The organism is Octadecabacter antarcticus 307, from assembly GCF_000155675.2.
Lineage (GTDB): Bacteria > Pseudomonadota > Alphaproteobacteria > Rhodobacterales > Rhodobacteraceae > Octadecabacter > Octadecabacter antarcticus.
The window spans coordinates 3,433,841-3,460,577 of record NC_020911.1 but is presented as its reverse complement, the minus strand read 5'-3'; the positions used below and the strand labels follow the sequence as shown (position 1 = coordinate 3,460,577).

Annotated in this window: 18 protein-coding genes and 6 pseudogenes; 10 read left to right on the top strand and 14 right to left on the bottom strand. The window is 54.5% G+C overall.

Annotated features, from left to right (window positions below; translation table 11 throughout):
• Positions 1–112: 112 nt before the first annotated feature.
• From OAN307_RS17690 to OAN307_RS31400, 6 genes and pseudogenes are all read right to left on the bottom strand, one after another.
• Positions 113–823 (bottom strand): RraA family protein, encoded by a 711-nt coding sequence (locus OAN307_RS17690; RefSeq protein WP_015500958.1) that lies wholly within the window; start codon positions 821–823, stop codon positions 113–115.
• The gene (locus tag OAN307_RS17685) at positions 820–1,797 is read right to left on the bottom strand and encodes a nuclear transport factor 2 family protein (protein WP_015500957.1); all 978 of its coding nucleotides are present in this window, start codon (positions 1,795–1,797) and stop codon (positions 820–822) included. Before OAN307_RS17685 ends, OAN307_RS17690 begins: the two co-directional genes overlap by 4 nt.
• Positions 1,798–2,054: 257 nt before the next feature.
• On the bottom strand, positions 2,055–2,249 hold the full coding sequence (locus tag OAN307_RS17680; RefSeq protein ID WP_144055621.1) for a hypothetical protein: 195 nt from the start codon (positions 2,247–2,249) through the stop codon (positions 2,055–2,057).
• Positions 2,250–2,454: 205 nt separating this feature from the next.
• Positions 2,455–4,062, bottom strand: a pseudogene (gene groL / locus OAN307_RS17675) (chaperonin GroEL).
• Positions 4,063–4,104: 42 nt separating this feature from the next.
• A pseudogene (locus OAN307_RS31405) lies at positions 4,105–4,754 on the bottom strand (transposase); the annotation flags it as partial.
• 179 nt (positions 4,755–4,933) lie between these two features.
• Positions 4,934–5,209 carry a hypothetical protein gene (locus tag OAN307_RS31400; RefSeq protein ID WP_015499417.1) on the bottom strand — a complete coding sequence of 92 codons (276 nt, stop codon included), beginning with the start codon at positions 5,207–5,209 and terminating at the stop codon, positions 4,934–4,936.
• Positions 5,210–5,825: 616 nt separating this feature from the next.
• On the opposite strand from OAN307_RS31400, the gene OAN307_RS17665 reads away from it, so the two are divergent.
• The 7 genes and pseudogenes from OAN307_RS17665 (at position 5,826) to OAN307_RS17630 (ending at position 13,625) form a co-directional block, all read left to right on the top strand.
• A complete protein-coding gene (locus OAN307_RS17665; RefSeq protein ID WP_245540887.1) occupies positions 5,826–7,052 on the top strand; it encodes a DUF3987 domain-containing protein in 1,227 nt (408 codons plus the stop codon).
• A pseudogene (locus OAN307_RS30300) lies at positions 6,991–7,806 on the top strand (transposase); the annotation flags it as partial. The gene OAN307_RS17665 and the pseudogene OAN307_RS30300, both read left to right, overlap by 62 nt.
• Before the next feature lie 53 nt (positions 7,807–7,859).
• Positions 7,860–8,160 (top strand): annotated as a pseudogene (locus tag OAN307_RS28315) (Arm DNA-binding domain-containing protein); the annotation flags it as partial.
• 8 nt (positions 8,161–8,168) lie between these two features.
• A complete protein-coding gene (locus tag OAN307_RS28310) occupies positions 8,169–8,465 on the top strand; it encodes a hypothetical protein (RefSeq protein ID WP_144055619.1) in 297 nt (98 codons plus the stop codon).
• Between the two features lie 268 nt (positions 8,466–8,733).
• Positions 8,734–10,235, top strand: a pseudogene (locus OAN307_RS17645) (IS1182 family transposase).
• 399 nt (positions 10,236–10,634) lie between these two features.
• Positions 10,635–12,401, top strand: a complete 1,767-nt coding sequence (locus tag OAN307_RS25520) for a calcium-binding protein (RefSeq protein WP_015500952.1) — start codon at positions 10,635–10,637, stop codon at positions 12,399–12,401.
• A gap of 516 nt (positions 12,402–12,917) precedes the next feature.
• A pseudogene (locus OAN307_RS17630) lies at positions 12,918–13,625 on the top strand (IS6 family transposase).
• Positions 13,626–13,935: 310 nt separating this feature from the next.
• On the opposite strand, the gene OAN307_RS17625 reads toward OAN307_RS17630, so the two are convergent.
• The 8 genes from OAN307_RS17625 to OAN307_RS17590 all read right to left on the bottom strand — a co-directional run bounded on the left by OAN307_RS17625 (position 13,936) and on the right by OAN307_RS17590 (position 23,597).
• Positions 13,936–14,817: a 2-oxo acid dehydrogenase subunit E2 gene (locus OAN307_RS17625; protein ID WP_051068053.1), complete on the bottom strand. Its 882-nt coding sequence runs from the start codon at positions 14,815–14,817 to the stop codon at positions 13,936–13,938.
• Positions 14,818–14,821: 4 nt separating this feature from the next.
• Positions 14,822–16,252 (bottom strand): NAD-dependent succinate-semialdehyde dehydrogenase, encoded by a 1,431-nt coding sequence (locus tag OAN307_RS17620; RefSeq protein WP_015500949.1) that lies wholly within the window; start codon positions 16,250–16,252, stop codon positions 14,822–14,824.
• A 16-nt stretch (positions 16,253–16,268) separates the two neighbouring features.
• A complete protein-coding gene (locus OAN307_RS17615) occupies positions 16,269–17,582 on the bottom strand; it encodes a biotin/lipoyl-containing protein (protein WP_015500948.1) in 1,314 nt (437 codons plus the stop codon).
• Complete coding sequence (locus OAN307_RS17610) at positions 17,572–18,567, bottom strand: alpha-ketoacid dehydrogenase subunit beta (protein WP_015500947.1); 996 nt, start codon at positions 18,565–18,567, stop codon at positions 17,572–17,574. Before OAN307_RS17610 ends, OAN307_RS17615 begins: the two co-directional genes overlap by 11 nt.
• 13 nt (positions 18,568–18,580) lie before the next feature.
• Entirely contained in the window at positions 18,581–19,564 is a 984-nt protein-coding gene (locus tag OAN307_RS17605) for a thiamine pyrophosphate-dependent dehydrogenase E1 component subunit alpha (RefSeq protein WP_015500946.1), read from the bottom strand.
• Positions 19,565–19,627: 63 nt separating this feature from the next.
• A complete protein-coding gene (locus tag OAN307_RS17600; protein ID WP_015500945.1) occupies positions 19,628–20,938 on the bottom strand; it encodes a M24 family metallopeptidase in 1,311 nt (436 codons plus the stop codon).
• Between the two features lie 66 nt (positions 20,939–21,004).
• Positions 21,005–21,814 carry an SDR family NAD(P)-dependent oxidoreductase gene (locus OAN307_RS17595; RefSeq protein ID WP_015500944.1) on the bottom strand — a complete coding sequence of 270 codons (810 nt, stop codon included), beginning with the start codon at positions 21,812–21,814 and terminating at the stop codon, positions 21,005–21,007.
• Positions 21,815–21,824: 10 nt separating this feature from the next.
• Positions 21,825–23,597, bottom strand: coding sequence for an extracellular solute-binding protein (locus OAN307_RS17590; RefSeq protein ID WP_144055618.1), 1,773 nt, complete (start codon positions 23,595–23,597; stop codon positions 21,825–21,827).
• A 265-nt stretch (positions 23,598–23,862) separates the two neighbouring features.
• On the opposite strand from OAN307_RS17590, the gene OAN307_RS17585 reads away from it, so the two are divergent.
• From OAN307_RS17585 to OAN307_RS17575, 3 genes are all read left to right on the top strand, one after another.
• On the top strand, positions 23,863–24,816 hold the full coding sequence (locus tag OAN307_RS17585; RefSeq protein WP_015500942.1) for a sugar ABC transporter substrate-binding protein: 954 nt from the start codon (positions 23,863–23,865) through the stop codon (positions 24,814–24,816).
• A gap of 91 nt (positions 24,817–24,907) precedes the next feature.
• Positions 24,908–25,705: an SDR family oxidoreductase gene (locus OAN307_RS17580; protein WP_015500941.1), complete on the top strand. Its 798-nt coding sequence runs from the start codon at positions 24,908–24,910 to the stop codon at positions 25,703–25,705.
• A 55-nt stretch (positions 25,706–25,760) separates the two neighbouring features.
• Positions 25,761–26,735 (top strand): ABC transporter permease, encoded by a 975-nt coding sequence (locus tag OAN307_RS17575; protein WP_015500940.1) that lies wholly within the window; start codon positions 25,761–25,763, stop codon positions 26,733–26,735.
• Positions 26,736–26,737: the final 2 nt, after the last annotated feature.

Genomic DNA, 26,737 nt, shown 5'->3' with positions numbered 1-26,737 from the left:
GGTGGTCTTTGGAAATTTCTAGTTCTGCTCCTTCACGGTATCTCGCAGACCCGAATCATCGCATATAGACCAGATGATATGGGGCGCATTCAGAGTATCATTTGTGATGTCATTATGTTCGTGCGGCTTCAAAGGCGGCCCAAACTTCTTCAAGCTTATGAATGTCGAAACCGGGTGCTCGGGCTGGGCCCAATACGATGGCTTCGATTTCAACTACCTTCTCAATGGCAGATTTGAGCGTTGAAATGACCTCGTGCGGGATCACAATTGACCCATGACGGTCGGCATGAATAAGTTCACCTTCATCCAAGCGCATCCCGAAAATGTTCACTTGCGTGCCAACGTCAACGACATGGACATAGCCATGACTGGGTCCGATCGACCCTGCAAGGATCGGAAACCCATCGTCGATCACGTCAAGGTCCCGCATCACCCCGTTTGTGACCGCGCCTTTTAGGCCCAATCCTTTGTGAACGGCGACATGAACTTCGCCCCACCATCCGGCAATGCAGTTTGGATAATCCACATCTTCGATCACCGCGACGGTTGGGCCCATCCCGCCCGCCATTGACCTGAAATAGGCCATGCGGCGGGCGCGGATGACGTTGGTGGGTTCGCTCGGTGGGGCGAGGCCAGAAATGCGCGCAGTGCGGGCGAACCCGACAACCGCTGGATCGCCCGGTTTCGAATGCAGCATTGAGCCACGGGTAAACCTGTTAAATCCACGTTTGCCTTGGGCAACTTCGATCGCATTGCAAACTGTCGGCGTATCAACGGAACGCAGCATATCGAGCAGGTCTTCTGGAAGCGTTTGTTCAGTCATTCTTGGCTCTTCTCACTCAGCAGTTTGGAGTTCAGCAATATCTGTTTCCAGATTGCGATTTCATCAAAAATAGTTACCTCGCGGCGAAGCCCCCAAGGGCCAAATTCAACATGGCTAACTCCCATAACATGCACCTGAGCACCCGTGGGCCGACCAAAGCGCCCCCAACCGTCGTGACGACCTGTCAGGGACCACCGGATTGCACTACGCGGCGACATCATTGAATCCGTACGCCCGATTTGGTGGTTAATCTTGAACTCTGCAGTCGGAAATGCACTGCGCAAACCCAACCAAAACCCAACTGCTTCATCGCTACCATGAACTTCTTGGCTACCTGGCAAAGACAGGTGGCACGCGCGGTCGTATTGCTCAGTAATGACTGGAAAGTCGGCTGCCATGATCCGACGCAGAATGTCGGCGTGTTTGTCGCCCCATTCATTGTCGTTTCCTGTGCTCAAATAGGGACCAGCGATATCCGTTTCCGGAGTTAACGGCATCGCTTTGTCGCCCAGCAGGATGGATGCGCGTGCGGCGTCTTGGGCCGTCTGTCCCAACTGAACCGCAATCGCTGAATTGTCACGGATCAGCCATTCATCCCAAACGCGATTATCACGGCAAAATGTATCGGCAATCGTGCGAAAGGTCAGCTTGCGTCCAGTTGTGGGGCCAAACGCGCCACCCGTGTGTGTCGCAGTTGAAACGATGCGGTGCGATGATAAAAATCCCGCATCTTCATCGCCGCACCAGATGACATCCTCGCCAAACAATTGACGGTCTGGAAATTCAGTCAGCGTTGCCATCGTGTTGGCTTTACCAGCGGCATTGCCACGGCTGATACCGGCAGGGGTCCGCACAAGCAGGTCATCGCCGTAGTGCCAATTGAGCGCCGATATCGATCGACCTTCCCAAATCATAGCGGTGCATTTCAGGATATAGTCTGGCAAATCGGTGTACTGCGCATCAAAACCCTTCATGTAGAAATTTCCATCCAGACGGCACTCGGCAACACGACGGTAGTTAACATCTCACTCTCCTAGATTTGAGTAACGGTGTTAATACACGCCGAATTGAATCGGTATGCAATGGTTTCAAGCAGGATGGTTTGACCGGGATATTATGAGCCAAAATCCATGAAGCGGCCATTGGTGCGCATGCAGCGCAAGCACTTTGTCTGCCTTAGCAGGCCCTGGATCACGCCGCAGCGAAAGACCGCTTTTGCCGCTCTAACCACTCACCCGTTTAAAATGCGCATCAGTGTTTCACTGCTATTTAATCCGCTGCTTTTTGCTGCCAATGCTTTCACAGCAATCCCTTCCGTGACAACGTATCCATCTCGTTCGACACCAATCACCGCAAGAATAGCAAACGCAACCTCTGCGGCGATTTCTCCTGCTTTGTCAGCTACCGTCTCGGTATTTGCGCGCATATGTTTGCGCCCGCTGTGCATCTCTGCATTTAGAAGCGGGCTGTATTGGTGGTGGGCTGTTAATCGAGATCTCGTTTTGGCCAAATTTATAATGGCTGGTAGACGAGGCGAAAAATATCCGAGCCATTGGCCCTAAGAAGTTCCAAACTGTTTGAGAAATAAGGCCCTCGGACATTGGTCTGAGGGCCTTATCTTAGGACGGTTTTTACATCATACCGCCCATGCCAGGCATACCTCCACCACTAGATTTCGCAGGCTTTTCGCCAACCATCGCTTCGGTCGTGATCAGCAGTCCTGCAACGGAAGCAGCATATTCGAGCGCGATGCGAACGACCTTGGTTGGGTCAAGCACACCGGTTTTTAGCATGTCGCCGTATGTGTCCAACTGGGCATCATAACCGAACGTCTTACTGTCGTTCTCAACGATCTTGCCCACAACGACCGATCCATCAACACCAGCGTTCTGTGCGATCTGGCGAAGGGGAGCTTGGAGGGCTTTGCGGATAATCTTGATCCCTGCAGATTGATCCTCGTTATCCCCCTTCATCCCGCTCAGAACCTTGCCTGCATGCAAAAGTGCGGTGCCGCCGCGAGGAACAACGCCCTCTTGGACAGCCGCGCGTGTAGCGTTCAGTGCGTCATCAACACGGTCTTTGCGCTCTTTCACTTCGATTTCAGTCGCGCCGCCAACTTTGATCACTGCAATACCGCCCGCAAGTTTCGCCAGACGTTCCTGCAGTTTTTCCTTGTCATAGTCGGACGTCGTGTCCTCAATCTGCGCTCGGATCTGGCTGACCCGTGCCGCGATCAAGGCCTTGTCGCCCGCCCCGTCGATGACAGTCGTGGTGTCTTTGGTGATCGTGATTTTCTTGGCATCACCAAGCATGTCCATCGTGACGTTCTCAAGCTTGATGCCCAGCTCTTCGGAAATCACCTGCCCACCGGTCAAGATCGCAAGGTCTTGCAGCATCGCCTTGCGACGATCCCCGAACCCCGGCGCTTTGACGCCAGCGACCTTCAGTCCACCACGTAGTTTGTTCACGACAAGCGACGCAAGCGCTTCGCCGTCGATGTCTTAGGCAATCACCAACAGCTGCTTGCCCGACTGCATTACCGCCTCAAGCAGCGGCACCATCGGGGCCAGCGACGTAAGTTTCTTTTCATGAAGCAGGATGACGCAATCCTCCAAGTTCGCCGTCATCTTGGCAGGATCAGTCACAAAATACGGACTGAGGAATCCGCGATCAAATTGCATGCCCTCGACCACTTCGGTCTCGGTTTCCAAGCCCTTGTTCTCTTCGACTGTGATGACGCCTTCGTTGCCAACCTTTGCCATCGCATCAGCGATTTGCTGACCAATCGCCACTTCGCCGTTGGCAGAAATGGTGCCAACTTTCGCGATCTCGTCAGTATCGCCGACGGGGCGTGACATCGCCTTAACCTCAGCCACGACGGCTGCGACGGCTTTGTCGATTCCGCGCTTCAGATCCATCGGGTTCATGCCGGCGGCAACCGATTTCATGCCCTCGACAACAATTGCTTGCGCCAGAACAGTTGCGGTTGTTGTGCCGTCTCCAGCCTCATCATTTGTGCGTGATGCGACCTCACGGACCATCTGTGCGCCCATGTTTTCGAACGTATCAGACAGTTCAATTTCCTTGGCGACGGTGACGCCGTCTTTGGTGATACGAGGAGCGCCATACAACTTGTCGATGATCACATTGCGCCCTGTGGGGTCGAGGGTGACTTTGACAGCATTAGCGAGCGTGTTGATGCCCTTGAGCATACGGTCACGGGAGGTGGTCCCAGTAATTCGACCATTTTGCGGCCAACTTAAGGTGGATCAGGGTTTCATTTAGGCTGCTGATCTCATTGGTTCCATTTTTCTGTCATAGGCTTCATCTGGGGTCAATATTCCGTGCGTGGAATGTGGCCGTTCTGCTTTGTAGTACGCAATCCATTTTTCAATCCAGGCGCGTGTTTCTGAACCGGTTTCAAATGCATTGAGATAGATGCATTCATATTTCAGGGAGCGCCAAAGTCGTTCGATCATCCGGTTGTCCGTTGCCCGGCAGTGGTTTGCTCGCAAACCATGAGAGGGGGGCCAGCGACCTTTACCGTCCATGCACTGCCCGGCAGCGCATGTTTACATGCGTGAGAGGGGATATCCTTACGTCCGCATCCTTCAGTGCATTTATCCATTCAAAGCCAGTGAACTGACTGCCCTGATCCGTTGCCCGGCAGGGTTATGCGCAGCATGATCCCGAGAGGGGCTGTTCATTATCGCTGGTTTCCCATATTTTGCGATGGCCTCTTTCAGGGCTTCAACGCAAAAGTCAGCCTCCCACTGCCCGGCAGTGGTTTGCAAAGCAAACCGTGAGAGGGATGCTGTTTGACAAACGCCAACTGATAACTTTACGGCTGAACCAGTCCACTCCTCTCGGCGTTTGCTACGCAAAAGCCTGCCGGGCAAAGGATCGCGACCAGATACAGAAATCCGCGCCGCCTCGCTGCCCGGCAGTTGATTGCAAAGCAATCAATGAGAGGGGGGATGTAGGTAATATCAACGCACCAGACCTGATTTGGCCGATCAATCGTCAGCCCCCGGAGCAGGTAAGGATAAATCTTATGCTGGGGGTGTTTCTTGCTCGTGTTTGGCGTCTGATAAATAGGAACCAATCGCATCAGGCGGCGAACGCGATGGCGACCGCATGTGTGACCATGACGCTGCATGTGTCGTGCCATTCATTGACCGGCAGGGTATTGCGCAGCAATGTCCCGAGAGGTTGCCGAGATCCATACCATGGCGTTTCTAAGAACTGCTTGTCGATCAATTCCATGAACCGCAGGTTCTCAGCACTCTCGCCTTTTGGAGCGTAATACAGATTTGAACGTGCCAGCGACAGCATCTGGCATTGCCGTCGCACGCTGACCTTCGGATGGTTTCTTTCAATGCACATCTGCCTGCGATCCTTGCTCAACGATCCCAGGCGCGTTTCAAAAAATCGCGCTCCACCACCAACTGACCAATCGTGGAATGAAGTTTGTCTATCGCGGCGTCATCGACCTGCGCTGGATCACCGCCTCGTTTAGAAAACCCCGCAGCGATATTCTTAATCGCGGCGCGCTTCCAAGTCCCAATCTGCGTAGTCTCTCAGTGTTTGCAAGCAAACACCTGCCGGTAATAGATGCACGCCGTATTTTTTCGATAACTCCGCCATTGTCATTTCTTCGCGGATCGCTTCAAGCGCAACCTTGGCCTTGAAATCCCCCTCTCATCGTTTGCAAGCAAACAACTGCCGAGCAGTGGGACGAATGGTTCTTTCGTTTCGTCATTTTGGATTATCTCTTTCACAAGTTGATCCACCATTAACTAATGGTCCGAATTCCCGCGACCACCTCTTCTGCGCTGGTGCGACAGTGTCACGATTGCAAGGCGAGCGTGGCTGGAGCTTACCATACTACCCAAGCGCTACTTCTCGTGGTTCTATTTATTCGGCGTAATCAGCTTTGTTATTTGGGCCAACTTAGCTCTTGCGGCCTGGCCGCTGGGTCAATGCAGATCCCGCAGCAGACTTGGCCGCTTTTGATGCATTTGGACTCCGAAGCGTTTTTGAAGCAGCGCTAGCTGCTTTTCTGCTTGTGACTTCATTGGCTCCACTTTTGCTCTGGACCTGCGTCAGTGCTGAGCCGGCCGCGCTTTTTGCAACCTTGCTGGCAGTAGGACTGCGCAGAGTCTTTGAGGCTAGAAAGTCTAGCAAAGGGGAGAGCTGTGTCTCCACCCCTGAATCAGAACCAACTCCGCTTTATGGGGAATTATCCCAAGCTCAACCGATACCTTGGCTGGCGCTTGGTCCTTTGGCTGAACCTGTCAGGGCTATTTCTACCTTGACGCAAGCGCCGGATGCGATCGCGATGCAAAGTCTATTGGCGGTGGTAAGTACTGCTACTCAGGGGCTCGCGGACGCGGAAGCCCTTCATGGGGCTGTGCCGATAAGTTTGTTTCTAATCACCGTCGCGCAATCTGGAGAACGCAAATCAGCCTGTGATGGGCTGGCAACGGCCGCAATCAAGGAGGTCGATCAAGAGCGGGAACGTCACCACCGCCTGAGTAAACGCGTGTTTGAAGCTGAGCTTTTGAAGTTTCAGAAAGGTCAGAGACGCAAACGAAGCAACGACTCTGATGTTATTGAAGGAGCGTTCATAGCTCCAAAGGTGGATTTGGCTCCTGAACCACCGCTTGTTCCCACCATCTTGATCAGTGACGTGACGATTGAAGGGGTATTTCGACGATTAGAGACGGGAACGCCGTCTGTCGCGGTTATTGCCGATGAGGGTGGCCAGTTCTTCGGTGGCCACAGTATGAAGCGGGAAAATGCGCTCAAAACAGCCACGGGGTTTTCAAAGTTTTGGGATGGTACATTATTCAGTAAAGCTCGGGCATCGTCTGAACCAGTCGTGCTTTACGGCAAGCGGGTGTCGCTGCATCTGATGATACAACCAGGTGTGGCTCAGGATGTCGTCGGTGACCCGATGATGAAGGACCAGGGGTTCCTGTCTCGGGTGCTTATCGCTAGGCCCGACAGTAAGATTGGGTCGCGTAAAATCAGAAAAGATGCAGCCTACATCGGTGCAGTTCGCGAAGCGAAGGCCGTGATGCTGACTTACAATGAGCGCATGACCTGCGCCCCTAAAACTCCTCCAGATTTGTGTAGAGTCCGCCCAACAAAAGGACGGACAAATGAAGGCACGATTTACAGACGAACAGATCATAGCAATTATCAAAGAACAGGAATCTGGTGAGAAGACTGCTGATGTATTTCGGCGGCACGGGATCAGTTCAGCGACGTTCTATAAATACACATCGAAGTATGGAGGCATGGAGCCGTCTGACGCGAAGCGGTTGCGGGCCTTGGAAGACGAGAACGGGAAGCTAAAGAAGCTGCTAGCGGAACAGATGCTCCCTTCTCGGGACATTGCTGCGCAATACCCTGTCAGGCGAGGGACAATGCAATGTTGCGAGACATCAATTCAAAAAAATGGTGACGCCCGTTGGGAAGCTTAAAGCTGTGGTTCACTTGATGGAAACTCATCAGGTTAGCCAGCGACCATTGCCCGGCAGGCGATTGCAAAGCAATCTGCCGAGAGGGGCGTGCGATGTCTTGCAAGTTGATCGATCAACGGTGCGGTATCCGTCTCGCCGCGGCGATGACGCTGAGTTGCGTGATGCCATCAAGCGGGTTTCGAGGGAGCGGCGACGGTTTGGTTGCCGTCGTGTTCATGTGATGATCGCGCGCGAAGGCTTTGCGGTGAACCACAAAAAGGTGAGACGCATTTACACTGAAGAGAAGCTCCAAGTGCGTCGTAGGGGCGGTAGAAAGCGCGCTTTGGGCACGCGGAAGCCGATGGTGCTGCCTGTGATGGTCCTAACCAGAGATGGTCATTAGATTTTGTGTCTGACGCGCTGACTGACGGTCGCCGGTTTCGTATTCTGACGGTTGTCGATGACTTCAGCCGCGAGAACCTGGTACTTGTCGCGGACACATCATTGTCTGGATGGACTGAGTATCGCCGACATTCAGTTCATTTCCGACAAAAAGCAGACAAAAAATACCAAAGCTTTCTGAGACTTTTGCGAGCAGACTTCCTAATGCGCGGGCCGGTACGGATAAGTACTGGGATGCTGAGATCAAAGGATTGGTGCTCTTCGTGGGGAAGCGCTCAAAGACCTGGTACTTTCAGAAGGACGTTGGTGGTCAGACCAAGCGCATTCTGATTGGCCGGTTTCCAATCCTCTCAGCACAGGCCGCACGCCAAACGGCTCTCGGGTTCGCCTTGGAGATGGGCCGGGGGGGCAGGGAAAGCGGCTCAACTCGGCGCGCCCACGTTGGAGGCGGCGATGGAGGGGTATCAATTGAGTTGACCGAACTGCTAGGCGTGCCGAGCCCGAACGTGTCTGACAAAGGCGGCGATTTCCTGGACTACCGTTTTGAACGTCCCGTGACCCTGACCCATACCGGACGCAAGCGGAATGGCCGCATCGACCTTTACGAGAAAGGTCACTTTATCCTTGAGGCCAAGCAATTCGTTTCACCAGATGCCAAAGATAAGAACACGCTTGAGATGTTCCTTGCGAAAGACGCGCCCAAGCAATCGGGTCATGGCACGCGCGGCACGTCCAAATTTGACGACACCATGATGAAGGCACACAATTAGGCGGACAATTACGCCGGTGCGGTGGCCAAAGAGGACTGCTGGCCAACCTTCTTGATGGGTGTCGATTTTGGCCACGTGATCGAGCTGTATGCTGACTTCTCATGACAGGGGCAGAGCTATAACCAATTCCCTGATGGCAACCGCTATCGGATCAAGCTGGAAGTCGCCCTCCCTTACGACCGCTGATGGCGTATTCTGTTGAAAAACTCTTGTTGATTTGAGGCTTGGCCCCTGATTCAATTGTTCCTGACAACAAGGGGTAATTGCGATGTTGGGACCGAAACAAGAGGCACAAGGCGCGTTGTTTTATGAGTTTTCGATCGACGATCACGTTCCTCAAGATCATCTGCTGCGATCCATTGAGCGGTTTATCGACCTGTCCGGCATTCGCCAACATCTCACCGATTTCTACAGCCATACAGGCCGTCCTTCGATTGATCCGGAACTGCTTATTCGCATGCTGTTGGTGGGATATTGCCTCGGCATCAGGTCTGAACGTCGCCTCTGTGAAGAGGTTCACCTGAACCTTGCTTACCGCTGGTTCTGCCGACTGGATCTGAGCGACAACGTGCCCAATCATTCGACCTTTTCCAAAAACCGCCCCTCTCATGGTTTGCAAGCAAACCACTGCCGGGCAGTGCACGGTCGTTTCCGCGACAGCGATCTGCTGCGTCACTTGTTTGAAACGACTGTGGCGCGATGCATGGCGGAGGGTTTGGTGAGTGGCCAGCGCTTTGCGGCAGATGCCAGTTTGATCGAAGCTGACGCTAACAAGCAGAACTCAACACCGAAGGCCGATTGGGATCACAGCGCGATCGACCCATCACAAGCACCGCGCGCTGTGATGGAATATCTTGGCGTTCTAGATGACGCTGCATTTGGTGCCGCCTCAGAAGTGGAACCCAAGTTCACATCGCATTCTGACCCAGCCAGCCAGTGGACCGCAGCACGCAAAGGTCCTGCATTCTTTGCCTATTCAACCAATTACTTGATCGACACGGGTAATGCCGTGATTGTCCCCTCTCATGGTTTGCAGCGCAAACGACCGCCGGGCAATGGATGTTGAGGCCACGCGGTCGATCCGGCAGGCCGAAGTTGGGTCCGTGCGCACGATGCTGGATCGCGTCAAAGATAGGTTTGATTTAGATCCTGAACGCATCATCGCAGATACCGCTTACGGGTCCGGCCCGATGCTGGGATGGTTAGTGGATCGTGGCATCGCACCGCACATCCCTGTCATTCACTGCCCGGCAGTGCATGTTCGCATGCACGAGAGGGGATAAAGCCAGTCGCACCGATGGCACCTGGAGTAGGGAAGACTTTGAGTGGGACCCGAAGGGCGACCAGTACATCTGCCCAGAAGGTCAATCGCTCAAGCAATCTCGCCGCAACTACTCCGACCCCAGTCGAGGCCCAACAAGTACGGGCAGGACAAAATATCGTGGGCTTAAGCTGATCTGTCAGGCCTGCCCATCCAAAGCCAATTGCTGCCCGAAGGCTGACTTCCGTACCATCACACGCGAAGAACACGAAGACGCACGACAGGTCGCCTGCGACATTGCAAAAACCAAACAATACGCCGTTTCAATGCGACTGAGGAAAAAGCTCGAGATGCTCTTCGCCCACCTTAAACGCATCCTCGGGTTGGGAAGGCTCCGACTGCGGGGACCATGTGGAGCAAATGATGAATTTCTTCTCGCCGCAACCGCCCAAAACCTCCGCAAACTAGCCAAGATCCTTCCTGCACCGCAGCAAATGCGCAAAGCGTGATAGGAAAAGCGCTCGCGCCCTGTTCGACGCCCAACTTTCTGCGACAGCAATACGGTGTTTTTCAACAAGATCGGCTGTGTGCACCTGTACAAAAAAATGACATCACACGAGACTGACTTTCACTTTGAGTTGTGGGCTTTGATATCTGCGCTGATTTAGACTTTGTCATCTTCGCTGCGCCCCACCCCTGTTATTTAGGTTTTTCTGCCCCAAGATTTCTGCCCCAAGACTGGAGCGTAAGCAACGTCATCTTCATGATGTGAGGATGTGAGGATGTGTTCACGAAAAATTGACAATCTGCGAAAAAATCCTTTGCCAAGTTGTAGCTGTTAGTTTGGGTGCCGCCGGGGTTCATCTGTAAATTGTCCATTAGCAAGTTTTACCCTAGGAATTCAAACAATGACTGCACCCACCCTGACCGGCTTTGCGCCGACTGTTACCTTTGCTGAAAACACCGTGAATGCCAGCCCGCAACTGCTGGATACAGATGTTACGTTCACCGACGCAGATGGTAACTTCGACGGCGGGTCTCTGTCTTTGTCGGGCCTGCTGGCGGAAGACACGGCCTCGGTCCGCAATCAGGGAACGGGTACAGGCGAGATCGGATTGTCTGGCGGCAACGTGACCTTTGGCGGCGTGACCATTGGTACGCTTGTGGGCGGCGCGGGGGCTACCCTGACGATCACGTTTAATGCTTCGGCAACCTCCACCGCGATCGACGCGCTGATCCAGAACCTGACTTATGCCAACAGCAGCGACACCCCAACAGCCAGCCGTGATCTGGTGCTGAATGTGGTGGACAGCGCGGGTGCCCAGTTGAACGCGCCGTTGAGCACCAGCTTTGCCGCGCTCACAGGCACGGACAATCCGCTCAACGGCATTGATCTGGGTTTCTTCAGCGCTCCGACGTTTGTTGATCTGGATGGCGATGGCGATCTGGATATAGTCGTGGGAGAGTCTAACGGCACGTTGGTCTACTTTGAAAACACCACGCCCCGTGGCGAGGTCATCACGGTGACGGTGACAGCGGAAAATGATGGGGTTACTCTGACCGGTACATCCGGAAATAACACTCTAATCGGAACCTCAGAGCTCGATGTACTTTCGGGGCTGAATGGCAACGATATCCTGCGCGGTGGTGCGGGTGCGGATACGCTTTATGGTGGCGAAGGCGTCGACTGGGTGCAGTACATTGGCTCACCTGAAGGCGTAACGGTTGATCTCACCGTGGACGGATCTGGGTTCCAATCAGCCTCGGGCGGCGATGCCACGGGCGATGTGATCTCAGGGTTTGAGCGGGTGGTTGGTTCAGATCACGCGGATACACTGACAGGCAACGACGAGGGCAATTATCTGATCGGCGGTGCGGGAAATGATACACTTATCGGCGGAGCAGGAGCGGACGCGCTTTTTGGTGGGTCGGGGATTGATATTGCATCCTATGCAACCTCTGCGACGGGCCTCACAGTTCGACTTGATGGAACCGGAAGCACGGGCAATGCGCTGGGCGATACATTTGACGGCATCGAGAACCTGATTGGGTCTGGTGGCGATGACCTTCTTGTTGGAGACGCGGGCGCGAATGTTCTTGAGGGCGGCAACGGCGACGATACATTGATCGGAGGCAGCGGTGCGGACGTCATGCATGGTCAATCTGGAGACGACACTGTCACCTATGCGGATTCTGCGACTGGCGTCGGTGCGCGTCGCGATGGCCTCGTTGGATGGGGCGGTGCTGCTGGCGATGAAATCTTCACAGTCGAAAACCTGATAGGTTCAGCACATAAAGACACGCTTGTCGGCAGCAATGGCGCTAATGTGATCGACTCTGGCGGTGGCGGCGGAACGATCTTTGCTCTCGGAGGCGACGATACATTGATTGGAGGCAGTGGCGCGGACGTCATGCATGGTCAATCTGGAAACGACACTTTTATCTTTTCTGATAGCTTCGGCGCGGACCAGATTACAGACTTTGAGGTTACCAATCTGTTAGAAAGAATTGACCTGTCTGCTGTTTCCGTGATCTTAGATTTTGTCGACCTTAGAGATAACCACATAAATCAAATCGGTGCGGATGTGGTAATTGACGATCTCGCAGGCAACACAATTACCTTAGACGGAGTTGCGCTCGCAGGTATGCTCGACGCTAATAACTTTATCTTCTAGAATTTAGTTTGTTCTGGTGAAAAGCTAAAACAGCGCTGTTAGCCATGAAATTTGGCTAATGGCGCAAAACGAAAGTATACGCGACATAGGCACATATATGTGGGGAGATTAACACACCGCCCTTTCCGTAACCACCTCTTCTTAAGTTTCCAAAGTCACCGCCATACGATCTCAAACTAAGGTCTAGCGGTATGTTTGGGGGATTGACCTGCGCCCCTACAAGGCGACGAGAGGAAGTGTCTGTAGGCAAATCGATACGGTCGAAGATTTCAAGATCGGCGTCACCCAGCCAAGCGTTTATGGATCACAAATCGTCCCTGTAACGAAGTGTGTCTGGAGTATCCTTGTACTCCAACCTCTCGCCGCTCCGCCCTTGCGAATTTGCAGATTTCAAGATGATGATGTCTTCTGAGCCTGACCTGCCCAAATCGTTGAATTCGAGATCGTAACGTTCGATCCTGCACTGTCAGAGGAAACTGGCTTGAGGCGGGCAGGGTGGCGATCTAGCCTAGTGGGATGACAAAACGCTCACCTTTTTGCTACTTCAAGACATCCCCCGAAGTTATCCGTTTGGCGGTAATGATGTATGTCCGTTTTCCGCTCTCACTTCGAAATGTTGAGGACCTGCTACTTGAGCGCGGCATAGAGATCAGCCACGAGACGGTGCGGTTCTGGTGGAACAGGTTCGGTCCGACGTTCGCATCTGAGATCCGCCGAAAACGTGTTCAGAAACTGCGCGCATACTCGAACTGGCAGTGGCACCTGGACGAGGTTTTTGTGAAGATTAATGGCGAGCTGCACTATCTGTGGAGAGCTGTGGACAACGAAGGTGAGGTGCTTGAATCTTATGTGACGAAGCGCTGTGACCGCAAAGCAGCACTGAAATTCCTCAGGAAATCAATGAAACGCCATGGTCGGCCTGAAATCATAGTCACGGACAAGCTTCGGTCTTATGGTGCGGCGATGAAGGTAATCGGCAACGCGATGAAGCAAGAGACGGGCCGCTGGCTGAACAACCGGGCGGAGAATTCGCATCTGCCTTTCTGACGACGAGAACGGGCCATGCTGCGTTTTCGGAATATGCAGAGTCTGTAGAAAATCGTCGCCGCGCATTCGTCAGTTCACAGCCATTTCAATCTGGAGCGCGCCTACTACAGCAGAGACAATTTCAAGCTGAACCGAGCCGCCGCTCTTGTTGAGTGGCGCCAACTTTGTTCCATGTAAGTTCCGGTATTATGAGCCACACTGAGACGAGTTCGCATTCGTCTGACAGCGCCGTCGCGGCAACTACGAGGCCGGACACCTGACTGCACCTGATCAGTAGTTCCAAGGCCGACCGATACTCAAATCAGGCCTGGGGCATCCACACCCGCGCTTATGTGTAATTTGAAATAGCTATGCTCTGCGACCAAGTTGACGAAGAAGGTCAGCGCCTCTCGTCGACTGAGAGCTGCCACTTGAAGGGCTCACGTGCAGGTCCGTGTCCCAAAAGCCACGTTCAGCATGTGGAACCTTTTGAGACTTGCCATCGATTTTAGGTCAACATCCTGCGGGGATCGGTGAGAAGCTTTGTAAATCGGACCATGAAACGCGCTGCCTCGGCACCGTTTATCACGCGGTGATCGTAACTTAAATCCAACGGTGCCATCGGCTTTGGAGTGGGGATGTCACTGTCCCAAATGGTTGCTATTTGGGTACGGGTGATCCCGAGGATGGCAACTTCTGGTGGGTTCACGATGGGCGTAAAAGCCGTGCCACCAATGCCGCCCAAATTGGTGATCGTCATCGAGGCGCCGCCCATTTCATCTGGACGAACCTTGCGGTTTTGGGCCCGTTTGGCGAGGTCTGAGATCTCCGCCGCAATCTGCCACAGTCCTTTACGATCCGCGTTGCGAATGACGGGAACCATTAAGCCAAATTCCGTATCTACAGCGACTGCGATATGGATGTAGTTCTTGAGGATAAGGGTTTCGCCGTCAACGGACAGCGACGCATTGAACCTTGGGAACTCGTGCAAAACCTGCGCCAGCGCTTTTACGTGAAACGCGAGCGTGGTGAGTTTGACCCCACGCGCGAGGGCTTTGGGCTTTAGGGATGCACGAAATGCCTCCACTGCGGAAATATCCGCCTGATCGTGATGCGTTACCGCAGGGATAAGCGCCTGCGCCGCCGTAAGATTGCGCGAGGCAACCTGTGCAAAGCGACTCATCGGTTCCTCGGTAACAGGCCCGTATTGGCTATGATCCACGTCCCAATAAGAACAGCCCGCAGCTGCAGCTGCCGCTGGCCTCGGCGTCGCGTCCAAATCTTCGCGTGCGATTGTTTGGCGACCCAGATCGCGCGCGAGTTTGGCTAGGTCCACGCCTTTTTGCCCAGCAAGCCTGCGCACCGATGGGCTGGCGATAACATCCGACATCACGTCACCAACTTGCCGAGATATATTGGGTTTCCATGAATTCAAGCATGCCTTCATGCCCGCCTTCACGACCCAAGCCAGATTGCTTTACACCACCAAAAGGCGCAGCGGGGTCACTAACCAAACCACGGTTCAAGCCAACCATGCCGTATTCGAGCCGCTCGCAAACCTGCAGCGCGCGCTTCATATCTTCGCTGAATACATAGGCGACCAGACCGTATTCGGTGTCATTGGCGCGGGCGATCACGTCTTCTTGGTCGGTGAAGGTTTGGATCGCAGCAACGGGGCCGAAGATTTCATCGTGCACACAATCGCTGTCCTCAGACACATTAGACATAACGGTCGGCGGATAGAAAAACCCTTTGCCGTTGGGCATCGTGCCACCACATTCGATTTTGGCACCCTTTGCGACGGCATCAGCAACAAAGGCGGCAACTTTATCACGGGTGTCCGCATTGACCAACGGCCCGACATCGACGCTTGGGTCTGTGCCATCCCCGACTTTAAGCGCGCGCATCGCGGCGGTGAGTTTGGCAGTAAAGGCCTTGGCAATGTCTTTATGAACATAGATGCGATTTGCGGCGGTGCAGGCCTCGCCCAAGTTGCGCATCTTGGCGAGCATTGCGCCCTCAACCGCAACATCCAGATCGGCATCTTCAAACACGATCAACGGCGCGTTGCCGCCAAGTTCCATTGCTGGTTTCAACACCTGATCAGCGGCAGAGCGCAGCAATTTGCGGCCCACACCAGTGGAGCCCGTGAAGCTAACAACCCGCACGCGCGGATCGTGCAACATGTGATCGACGAGGGCACCGGTTTGACGCGACGGCAGCACGTTTACCAAGCCTGCAGGCACACCCGCTTCTTCGAGTAACGGCATCAGTGCCAGCATGGTCAAAGGCGTTTCCGACGCGGGTTTGATGATCACGGCGCAGCCAGCAGCCAGCGCAGGTGCGATTTTGCGGGTACCCATTGCTGCGGGGTAGTTCCATGGTGTGATCAGAACCGCCAGCCCTGCGGGTTTGTGCTGCACGATGATACGCGCGCCAGACGCGGGGGCATGGGTGATCATACCGTCAGCGCGCACGGCTTCTTCGGCGAACCAGCGGAAGAATTCAGCGGCATAAGTGGCTTCGCCAAAGGCATCTGCGTGGGCCTTGCCGTTTTCTAGTGTGATCAGATGGGCGAACTCTTCGAGACGGGCTGTCATCAATTCCCAGGCTTTGCGCAACACTTCGGAACGCGCGCGGGGGGTGCGTGCAGACCAGTCTTTCATCGCAGCTTCTGCAGCATCCAATGTAGCATCTGCATCGGCGATTTCGGCGGAGGCTACGCTTGTGATCAGTTCTTCCGTGGCTGGGTTGAACACGTCAAAACGCGCGTTGGCGCTACCAGATTTCCATTGGCCGTTGATGTAGAGATCGTTATGTTTCATGTCAGGTCCAATCGGTTCAAAGCAGGTGGTACAAGGGGTCAGCGAGGCGGGTGGCGAAGCCAGTGATCAGCGCGATTGCGGCTGCGTCGTCCAGCTGATTGGCAGTGAAGTCCAAGGACAGGCACAAGGTGTCGCCGTCGCGCGCGATTGTTATGGTGGGAGCGTCAGCGGGGCCAAGATTGAGGCCGGTAATGTGGCTGTCTGTGAGATCGCGCAGAATAAGATTGGGCGTATCCGTCGTTTCAATTTGGTTTGACAGGCGGGATTGATCGGGGTTCAGCCGCGTAGTCGCGTCGCCATTCAAGGGGGCGATTTGAACGTTAAGGTCTGTGATGTCGAGGTTTGTTGCCCGCAATGCGCCTGATGCAAAGCTGGCCCAGAGCGCTGAAGGCGCGACTGTGATGCCAGCGTCCTCCAGCATCCACGCAATGAAGTCGTCCGTGCCTGCGCTCGGTACACGTGCGGTGATTTGGCGCGATGCAACGCTGGAGTTTACTGCATTGCTGCCCTCGGTGGGCAGGTTGCGCAATACGTCTATATCGGCGGCATGATAAGGCTGGGGATGTCCGGCTGAGACCAGTCGAGCAAGATCCAATCCCGCCGCTAACGCTAAGCGCCGCGCTTTGGGCGACGCGAGGATGCGACCATCGTTGCGTGGTACAGTGGGCACGCTTATTGCAGCCGCTTGGATTGGGGCCACAGCCTTTGGCGCAGGCGCCGCTGGTGTTGGAGCGTCAGCCTTTGTGGCGCTTTGACTGAATGTTTGATCTGGCTTGTTGGCGGTAATGATCGCGATTGTTTGACCGGTGGGCACATCTTCGCCCGCGTCCGCCATGATCGCTGCAAGGTATCCGTCAGCGCCTGCGGGGACTTCCATGGTGCTCTTGTCGGTCTCGACCTCGAACAACACGTCATCGGCGGCAACTTCATCGCCAAGCGCTTTGTTCCAAGACACCAGTTTGCCAGAATCCTGCGCCATGCCAAGGACGGGCATGATGATATTGGTGCCATCGGGGAGCTGACTGTCGTCAGGGGAATCAGTTGGCTCGTTGGCGGCAGGGGACGTGGCAACACTCACCGCTGTCTCGCCGGCTGTTTCAGAGATTAAGGCGATGACATTTCCAACAGGTACATCGTCACCTGCGGCAGCTGTGACGTTGGTTAGAAAACCACCGATCTGTGCCTCGACCTCCATCGTCGCCTTGTCGGTTTCGACTTCAAATAACGGGTCCCCTGGGGCTACAGCATCACCTGCGGCTTTAAGCCAACTGGTGATTTTGCCAGTGTCCTGCGCCATGCCAAGGGCGGGCATGATCACGTCACGTTGCATGGATCATCTCCCCCGCGCAGAGTTTGCGGGCGTTGGCGGCCACCCCTTCGGGCGTCGGCACAGTAATGTCCTCAAGCGCGGGTGAGAATGGAATTGGCACGTCCATCGCGCCCATCCGCAACACTGGTGCATCAAGATAATAGAATGCCTTTTCGTTCAAACGGCTCGCGATTTCGCCAGTGATACCGTAGCTTTGATGGCCTTCGTCAATGACGATGGCGCGGCTGGTTTTCTTGACGGATTTTATCAACGTATCTTCGTCCAGTGGGACGATAGTGCGCGGGTCGATGACCTCAGCGCTGATGCCCTCGAGCGCTAGGATATCTGCGGCGGCTTCGGCCACCTGCACCATCGATGAGGTGCCGATCAGGGTGATGTCGGACCCGACCCTTTTGACGTTGGCAACGCCGAAGGGGATCAAATATTCCTCCTCAGGCACCTCCGCCTTGTCTTGATACATCAGCTTGTCTTCAAAGATCACGACAGGGTTATTGTCGCGGATCGCAGTCTTGAGCAGGCCTTTTGCTTCATAAGCCGATGATGGCATGGCGACCTTCAGGCCTGGAATATGGGCGACTAGCGCGTGCAGGGATTGTGAGTGCTGCGCGCCAGAGCGGCGGGTCGCGCCGAGGTTTGTGCGCAACACCAACGGGGCGGTCAATTTGCCCCCCGACATATAGTGCGTCTTGGCCGCCTGATTGCACAGTTGGTCCATGATCAAAAAGATGAAATCACCGAACATCAAGTCAACTATTGGGCGGGTGCCTGTCATGGCCGCACCCACGGCGAGGCCCATGAAACCAGGTTCACCGATGGGTGTATCCACAACCCGTCCGGTGCCGAATTCTTCGACCAAACCGGATAAGATCTTGAACGGCGTGCCAGCCTCTGCCACGTCTTCACCGATGATGAACGTCGTCGGATCGCGGCGCATCTCTTCGGCTAAGGCTTCGTTGACGGCTTGGGATAGGGTGATCTCTCTCATAGTCTCTCTCTCCTCAGGCCACGAAAACGTGCTGGTCGACTTCAGATACGTCCGGGTATTTCGCAGCGAGCGCGTATTCGACTGCGGCGGCTGCATCGGCCGAAATTTCAGCCTGCATCGCGGCCAGATCTGCGTCGCTGGCGATGCCTTCTGTGGTCAACCAAGTGGCAAATTTTGTGATTGGGTCACGTTCGGTTTTCCAAAGCTTTTCTTCGTCTTTGGAACGGTAATATTCGCGATTGATGTCACCAACGTGGTGGCCGTGGTAGCGATAGGTCATCAATTCAATGAAGAACGGACCTTCGCCTTTGCGTGACCGCGCGACGAGCTTTTCGGTCAACTCGTTCACGGCGAGGACATCCTGCCCGTCAACCTGAAACGCTTCGATACCAAAAGCCTCGGCACGTGCGGTGATCGACCCTGCGGCGATTTCGGCGGTCTTTGTGTATTCTGAATAACCGTTGTTTTCGCAGGCATAAATGACGGGGAGGTTCCAAAGCGCGGCCATGTTCATGACCTCGTACAAAATCCCCTGTGCCGTTGCGCCGTCGCCAAAGAAGCAGACGGTGACGTCATCTTTGCCGAGCATTTTGGCCGTGAACGCCGACCCTGTGGCAATTCCCATTGACCCGCCAACAATGGCATTTGCCCCGAGGTTGCCGTTGGACTGATCGGCGATGTGCATCGATCCACCTTTGCCGCGACAGTAGCCTTCTTCTTTGCCCAACAACTCGCAGAACATCTCTTTGAAGTTCGCGCCTTTGGCGACACAATGTCCGTGGCCGCGGTGGGTCGAAGTGATTTTATCGCTCACTTTCAACGCCTCGCAGATGCCGACGGCAACGGCTTCTTGGCCGGAATACATATGCGTCAGTCCGGGCATTTTGGCGCTGAGGTAAAGCTGGTTTGCATTGTCCTCAAACGTGCGGATGCGAACCATCTGGCGGTACATACGAAGATAGTCTTCGGTGTTTGATGTCTTTTTGGCGGCGCTCATGATGTTCTCTCGTGAAAAAGGGTCCGCCTTGACACCTTAGCCAAGACGGACAGTTCAGGGAGGTTAGTAACGGTTGGCTATTGGAAGGTCTTGGGCTGGGAAAAGGCTGATCACTTTGCAACCGGTGTCGGTCACCACGACCTCTTCTTCGATGCGGGCCGCTGAATAGCCGTCTGTGGCCGGGCAATACGTCTCAAGTGCGAAGACCATGCCGGTCTTGATCTCCATCGGGTTTTCCAACGAAACCGCACGGCTGATAATGGGACGTTCATGCAATGCTAGGCCAAGCCCATGACCAAACTGCAATCCAAAGGCCGACAGTTCATCAGGGAAGCCGAACTCTTCGGCTTTTGGCCAGCATTTGGCGACGACATCAGTGGTCACACCAGGCTTGATCTCCGCAATCGAGGCGTCAATCCACTCGCGTGCTTTGACATAGGCGTCGTTCTGGCACGGAGTCGAGAAGCCCACGTTGAAGGTCCGGTAATAGCAGGTCCGGTAGCCTTGATACGATTGCAGGATATCGAAGAATGCTTGATCACCGGGCCGAATGAGGCGATCGGTGAAGTTGTGCGGATGCGGATTGCAACGCTCACCGGAAATCGCGTTGATCGCTTCAACATCGTCCGAGCCCATTTCGTAGAGCATCTTGTTTGACATCGCCACGATGTCGTTTTCACGCACACCGGGTTTTAGTTCTTCGTAAATCATATGGTAGACACCGTCGACCATGGCTGCAGCTTGGTTCAATAGCTGGATTTCGTCGATGTTTTTGATTTCTCGGGCGCTCAGCATGACCTGCTGACCGTCAACCACGTTTATGCCTGCGTCCTGCAGGGCAAAGAACATCGCTGTTTCGGCATAGTCCACGCCAACCGGCATTCCTGCCATCCCCGCCTTTTTAATCAGGCCAGCGATTTCTTCGGCGTACCGCTTCATTAGGCCAAAGCTGGGGGGGATAGTGCCGCGCATGCCAACTACGCCGGGCAACATCCGATCGGGGTCAAGCCAATCGCAGTAGTCTTTGTGGTGTACTGCTGCAGAACCGAAATCCCAGACATAGGGTTCTTCATCACCAGCCAAAAGGCAGAACCGGCACATTTTGTCGCGTTCCCACTCACCAATTTTGGTACCAGAGACATACCGAATATTGTTGACGTCAAACATCAGCATTGATCCGAGGTTAGACTTTTTCAGTGCATCTTTGGCGCGGGACAGACGATAGCGGCGCAGCCGATCGTGATCAACGCGACGTTCAAAGTCGACAGCCGTGTGACCGGATGATGGGATGTGTTTGTCCCAGCGCCAGTTTGGGTCGATATCACCCGGTTGCAAGATGCGTGGGTTCAGTGCGGATGTGTTTGGTTGAGCCATGAAAGCCTCCTTCGCACCCCGAAAGATGCTTTAAAGTGTATATTATGTGAGCGCAGAGCTTTTGAGCTACTGAATGCACCACCCGCCATCGATGTGGATCATCTGACCCGTCATGTAATCGCTGTCGTCGCTCGCAAGGAACGAAGCCGTGCCGACGATGTCTCTTGGATAAGATACACGTTTGATTTGCAATTCATTCTGAACAATATCATCAAAGGCTTGGCCCGCTTTTTCCTTGAAACCGATGTCGACCAGATCCTTGTCGAGCTGCTCCCACAGCGGGGTGTCAACGACTCCCGGCGCATAGCCGTTTACGGTGATGTTGTGCTCTGCAAGCCCCAATGCTCCGCAATGGGTCAGGGCCAAACAGCCGTATTTCGATGTGCAGTAGACTGTCACATCAATCAGCGGTTTGCGCGATGCGATGGAACCGACGTTGATTAGTTTGTAGGGGTGATCATCCATTGGACCTTGTTCGATCATCTGCGCTGCTGTTTCTTGCATACCAAGCCACATCGCCTTGGTGTTGACGTTCATGATCATGTCCCAATTGTCTTCATCGATATCCATGAAGAACCGAGGCTTGTTTAGGCCAGCGTTGAAGACGCCGACGTTAATAGACCCGAACGCCGCGACCGTTGCAGCAACTGCCGCCTTGTTGTCTTCACGTTTGGTCACATCCATTTTGACTGCAATGGCTTTGCCGTTGCCTGCGGCGTTGATCTGATCGGCAACGCTTTGCGCCGTTTCGATATCCAGATCACCGATACAAACGTTGGCGCCTTGCGCGGTAAAGTTTATGGCATTGGCCTCACCCATGCCGCGCGCAGCACCCGTTATGAGAATATTTTTACCTTTAAGGCGATTGGGGTCCATGGTTTCCTCCCTAAGTGACCGGTTGTCGTAGTGCGTCCTCGGCACGGGACTGAGCCCGCGCGAGCGCGTCTTGCGGGCAGGTTACGCCGCGCAACATATCGTGAAATTCCTGACCACAAATCTGGATGATCTCCGAGATTTGTGGGATCGGTGGGCGGGGCCAAAACTGCAACTCATCGCGCCAAGACATCGCATCCACGGCCTCAAATATTGGGGATAGACGGCGGACTTCTGGATCCGCGCCGACCGAATAGCGTGGCGCTGTGCGGCTGCCATTTTGCACAAAAAGTTTTTGTGATTCTGGCGATGTGAACGCGATCAAGGCTTCGACAGCATCGGGTACACGGTCTTCGGGCAGGTTCGTTGGGATGCCGAAAACATAGCCACCAACGGGGGCAATCGGTACGCCGTGCGGCCCGTGTGGCTGTGGAACGTAACCTGTATTGCCAAACGCTGGCGAACTTTGGTCGAGTTCAAAGTACGGCGCCAGTAACGTGTAGCCGTAGGCCATAGCCACCTTACCAGCCGCATAGGGGCGAACGCGTTCGTACCATGACATCGACAAGATATCGGGGGGCGAAAATTCAAGCAGCGCCATTAGGTATTCAGCGGCTTCAAGGCCCCTTGGTGTGTCGATGGTTGGGCGAATATCGCTGCGGTCCAGGCCTGTGGCATCAAACCCTCCGGCGATTTCCGGCAGGTCAATGATCGGCTGACCAAAGGCTGCGCAGGTGGTCATAAATGTGTGGCCAAGTGCGGTGCCGCGTGCGGCATTCCATGCGACGCCGTAGCGCCCGCTGCGCGGGTTGTGCAGTTCCTTGGCCGCCTTCAAAACGGCGTCGGCTGACGCTGGTGGCGTCAATCCGGCCTCGGCAAACCAATCCTTACGGTAAAACATCAACTCGGGGGTTGTCTGGCTTGGGACACCATAGGGCGTCCCATTCCAATGTGCTGCCTGCCAACCTGCCGTGTGGAAATCACTTGGGTCAAGCCGCTCTGTATCCATGATGGAATCTAGTGGCCGCAATACGCCACGTTTCACAAACTCGCCGATCCACGGTAGATCCACTGCAATCAAATCGTAGCGGCTGTTGGCGCGTTTGGCATTGCGCAACGCCTCTTCGCGCAGGCGGTCGATTGAAAATGCGCGTTGATGAATTTGCGTGCCGACATGCTGTTCGAACTGCCGTTTAAGGTTGTCCATTACCATGAAGGTCGGATCACCGTGCACCAAAATACGCACGCCGCCTTGCAGTTTTAATGGCGTGGACAGCGCTTTGGGCGGTTCAATCGTGGCCTGCCCATGTTGGTAAGAGCCGCCAAAATAGTAGTCGTCGTTGTCAGATTCTTCTTCCTTGTTGCCAAAGGCCCCGACGCCAAGTCGATGGATGCGATCTGCCAGTTGGCTCCAATTTGCGATCAGGTCAGCACTGGGATGAAGCGAAAAACTTTTGCCGGACTTGGTACGCGGTCGCTGTTCAATCAATCCTGATTTTTCAAGCTCAGCCAGCTTGCGCATCGCGGTCGCGTAGGGCACGCCAGATGTGTCGACCAGTGAGGACGCAGTGACAATGCGCCCTTCAACATGACTGCGCAGCAGATGAAGGCTCATGTTCAGGTAGGGGTTGGTTGCGCGCGGTTCGACGCCGCTGTCGATCTCAGACATAAGTTCTTCAAGGAACCTGACGACCCGATCAAGCGTCGCAGCCATACCCGCAGGTCCGGCTTCCCGGGGCTTTGCCCCAGCGCGGTATCCATTATGGATAATGTTTTGGGCTACCATGTTCACAGTCCTGGTTCGCTTTGCTTTTGATGTATCGGGAATCGTTTTGTGCATTGCTTCGCTCCTAAGATGTTCAATTTGGAGTAAGTTGAGTACCGCGAAAAAATCCATTTTGGATACTAAAACATCCAAAATGGATGTAAAGTGCAGCATCAAGAGGCCGATAAATTAGGGGATGATGTGGGGTAGGTTGCACCAGAATGATTCTCTGGGCTGTGAGGACAGCGGCGACCGCTTACAACTTAAGAGTCTGGGAGGACCCACTATGAATTTCACCACAAAAGCAGCACTCGTCTGCACAACTGCGCTTCTTGGCACCGCTGCCGCAGCGGAGACGATGACAATCGGTATCACCCAAAACAACGTCGGTGTAGACAGCTACCAAACAACATATGAGCAGTCGTTTATCGCTGCTGCAGAAGCCAATCCTGATGTTGAAGTCGTGGTTTTGGATGCCGGCGGCGACGTGGCGCGCCAAATTGCCCAAATGGAAGACCTGATCCAACAAGAAGTTGATGCGATCATCATCTGGCCAACCAACGGCGAAGCAGTGATCCCAGCCGTGCGCAAAGCGTTTCAGGCGGGTATCCCTGTGGTCGTGACGAATTCCAACATCGCCGAAGCCGGCTTTGAATTTGTCTCGTCCTTCTCTGGCCCTGACAACATCACGCAGGGTTCACGCTCAGCTGAGATAATGTGTGAGCGTTTCACTGCACTCGGCATCCAAGGCGACGCACGCGTTGTGCAAATCTCTGGTCAGCCTGGCTACACAACGGCCATCGAGCGCGCCAAAGGCTTTGAAGATCGCCTTCCCGAAGTTTGCCCGAACGTCACGCTTGTTGAAACACAGCCTGGCGATTGGAACCGCGAAAAGTCCCAGCAGGTCATGGAAGCGTTTCTTGTGAAGTATGACGACATCGACGGCGTTTACGCTGGTGACGACAACATGGGCGTAGGCGCATTGAATGCCGCAAACGCGGCAGGCCGCACAGACGGTATCACGTTTGTGGGCGCTACAAACTTCGCAGTCGGCTACGAGGCCATGGGCCGTGGCGAATATTGGGGTTCGATCTATCAGTCCCCAGTTGACGACGCAGAAGCTGCTTTGAAAACTGCTTTGGATCTCCTTGCAGGCGAAGAGCTGCCGTTCCTGAACTACTTCGACACACCGAAGATCACGCAGGACAACATGGGCGATTACACCAAGCCTGTATTCTAAAAGAGCCTCATACTGAATGCGCGGGGCGGGCACCCGCCCCGCGCATTGCGACTAAAATCCACAAAATTATTTTCGAATGGGGAGGGGCACCATGGGGCGTGTTTCGGGCCGATCCTGTATTGTTACAGGGGCCGCACAAGGTATCGGGCGTGCCATCGGGGAGTCGCTTTTAGATGAAGGCGCTGACGTTTGTTTCGCCGACATCAATGCGGAGCGGTTGGGCGATGTTGTTGAAGCCAATGCAACCCGCGCCGCCAATACTGGCGCCAAGATCACGCATTACCCTGTTGATGTAGCCAACCGCGAACAAGTCCGTGCCATGATTGACCACACTGTGTCAGTCTTCGGCAAACTGGATGTCAAATTCAATAATGCGGGCGTGAACCGCCCAATGAATTTTCTTGATGTGACGGAGGCGAACTGGAAGTTCATTATGGATATCAATGGCCTTGGTGTGCTGATTGGCATGCAAGAAGCTGCTCGTCAGATGATTGCCCAAGGGCATGGCGGTAAGATCATTAACACCGCCTCCGTCGCCAGCCGTCAGGGATACGACAACGTCGCCCCGTATTGTGCCAGTAAATGGGCCGTCGTGTCGTTGACCCAATCGGGCGCGCGCGATCTGGCCAAGCATGCCATTACCGTCACCGGCTTTGCACCGGGCGTCGTGGCGACCGAAATGTGGGACCAAGTGGATCAAGATTTGATGGCAATCGGCGCGTCTGAACGCCCCGGCCAAGCGATGGAAGAATTCTCAACCGACATCCTGAAAGGCCGCGTGGCCACACCAGATGACATCACCGGAACAACCACTTTTCTGGCATCAAAAGACAGTGACTATATGACTGGCCAAATCATCATGATCGACGGAGGCATGACGCTGGTTTAGCGTTACGCATCAACCCCAAAGGGGCGTCTGCTAAGGCAGGCGAAAGGGAGGACCAATGGCCGGAATGTCAAAAGCACAGATTGGCGGCATCTTAGCGCGGCAAGGTATCTTGATCGCCTTCGCACTTTTTATCATTGGCTTCACGCTGGCCAACGAAAAATTCCTGAGCGCTGATAACGTGCTGAGCGTCGTGCGTTCGTCCGCAATTTTAGGCGTCATGGCGTTGGGGGTTACATTCGTGGTCATCAGCGGCAATCTGGACCTGTCCGTCGGGTCGATGATGTCTTTTTCCACCATCGTTGTGCTGGATTTGCACGACAAGGTCGGCCCCGCAATCGCCATCCCGCTGATGTTTGCTATGACCATCGCGCTGGGGGCGCTGATCGGGTTTCTTGTCGGCTACCTCAAGCTCAATTCACTCATCGTCACGCTTGGCATGTTGTCGGCGATCCACGGGCTTACGCTGACCTATTCGGGTGGCAAAAATATGGATATTGTCGACAAACAAGGCACGTGGTTCAGCGTCTTCGGGCAGGGCACGGCGCTGGGTATTCCGGTGCCGATTATTATGTTCCTATTGGTGGCTGCCTTCCTGGGCTTGGTGCTGGCGAGGACCCCATTTGGGCGCAAAGTCTATGCGGTGGGTGGCAACGGCACGGCGGCGACGTTCTCCGGTATCCCGCGCGCGCGCACTGTATTTTATTGCTACGTCATCTCTGCGGCCTGCGTCGCGACGGCGGGACTGATCCAAGCCAGCCGTTCGATGGGGTCACAAAATACTGTTGGGCAGGGGTTGGAACTTGAAGTTCTGGCGGCTGTCATCCTTGGCGGTGCGTCCCTGCTTGGCGGGTCCGGTACAATTTTCAAAACGCTCATCGGGGTGTTGATCCTTGGGTTTATCCAAAATGGTCTGCTGCTCGTGGGGCTTCAGTTCTACGTCCAGTTCGTTGTGACGTGGGTCATCATCATCCTTGCAGTCTGGCTCGATATAGCAGCCAAGCGCGGCAAGTTCTGGTCAACGATCGCTTAGGG

Bases quoted from the DNA above. Each gene is read 5' to 3' on its own strand.
- OAN307_RS17620 (WP_015500949.1), bottom strand. From the start codon at position 16,252: ATGAAACATAACGATCTCTACATCAACGGCCAATGGAAATCTGGTAGC.
- OAN307_RS17680 (WP_144055621.1), bottom strand. From the start codon at position 2,249: ATGCGCGCAAATACCGAGACGGTAGCTGACAAAGCAGGAGAAATCGCC.
- OAN307_RS17580 (WP_015500941.1), top strand. From the start codon at position 24,908: ATGGGGCGTGTTTCGGGCCGATCCTGTATTGTTACAGGGGCCGCACAA.
- OAN307_RS25520 (WP_015500952.1), top strand. From the start codon at position 10,635: ATGACTGCACCCACCCTGACCGGCTTTGCGCCGACTGTTACCTTTGCT.
- OAN307_RS17615 (WP_015500948.1), bottom strand. From the start codon at position 17,582: ATGCAACGTGACGTGATCATGCCCGCCCTTGGCATGGCGCAGGACACT.
- OAN307_RS17605 (WP_015500946.1), bottom strand. From the start codon at position 19,564: ATGAGCGCCGCCAAAAAGACATCAAACACCGAAGACTATCTTCGTATG.
- OAN307_RS17685 (WP_015500957.1), bottom strand. From the start codon at position 1,797: ATGAAGGGTTTTGATGCGCAGTACACCGATTTGCCAGACTATATCCTG.
- OAN307_RS17590 (WP_144055618.1), bottom strand. From the start codon at position 23,597: ATGGTAGCCCAAAACATTATCCATAATGGATACCGCGCTGGGGCAAAG.
- OAN307_RS31400 (WP_015499417.1), bottom strand. From the start codon at position 5,209: ATGTGCATTGAAAGAAACCATCCGAAGGTCAGCGTGCGACGGCAATGC.
- OAN307_RS17690 (WP_015500958.1), bottom strand. From the start codon at position 823: ATGACTGAACAAACGCTTCCAGAAGACCTGCTCGATATGCTGCGTTCC.
- OAN307_RS17610 (WP_015500947.1), bottom strand. From the start codon at position 18,567: ATGAGAGAGATCACCCTATCCCAAGCCGTCAACGAAGCCTTAGCCGAA.
- OAN307_RS17585 (WP_015500942.1), top strand. From the start codon at position 23,863: ATGAATTTCACCACAAAAGCAGCACTCGTCTGCACAACTGCGCTTCTT.
- OAN307_RS17625 (WP_051068053.1), bottom strand. From the start codon at position 14,817: ATGTCGGATGTTATCGCCAGCCCATCGGTGCGCAGGCTTGCTGGGCAA.
- OAN307_RS17575 (WP_015500940.1), top strand. From the start codon at position 25,761: ATGGCCGGAATGTCAAAAGCACAGATTGGCGGCATCTTAGCGCGGCAA.
- OAN307_RS17600 (WP_015500945.1), bottom strand. From the start codon at position 20,938: ATGGCTCAACCAAACACATCCGCACTGAACCCACGCATCTTGCAACCG.
- OAN307_RS17595 (WP_015500944.1), bottom strand. From the start codon at position 21,814: ATGGACCCCAATCGCCTTAAAGGTAAAAATATTCTCATAACGGGTGCT.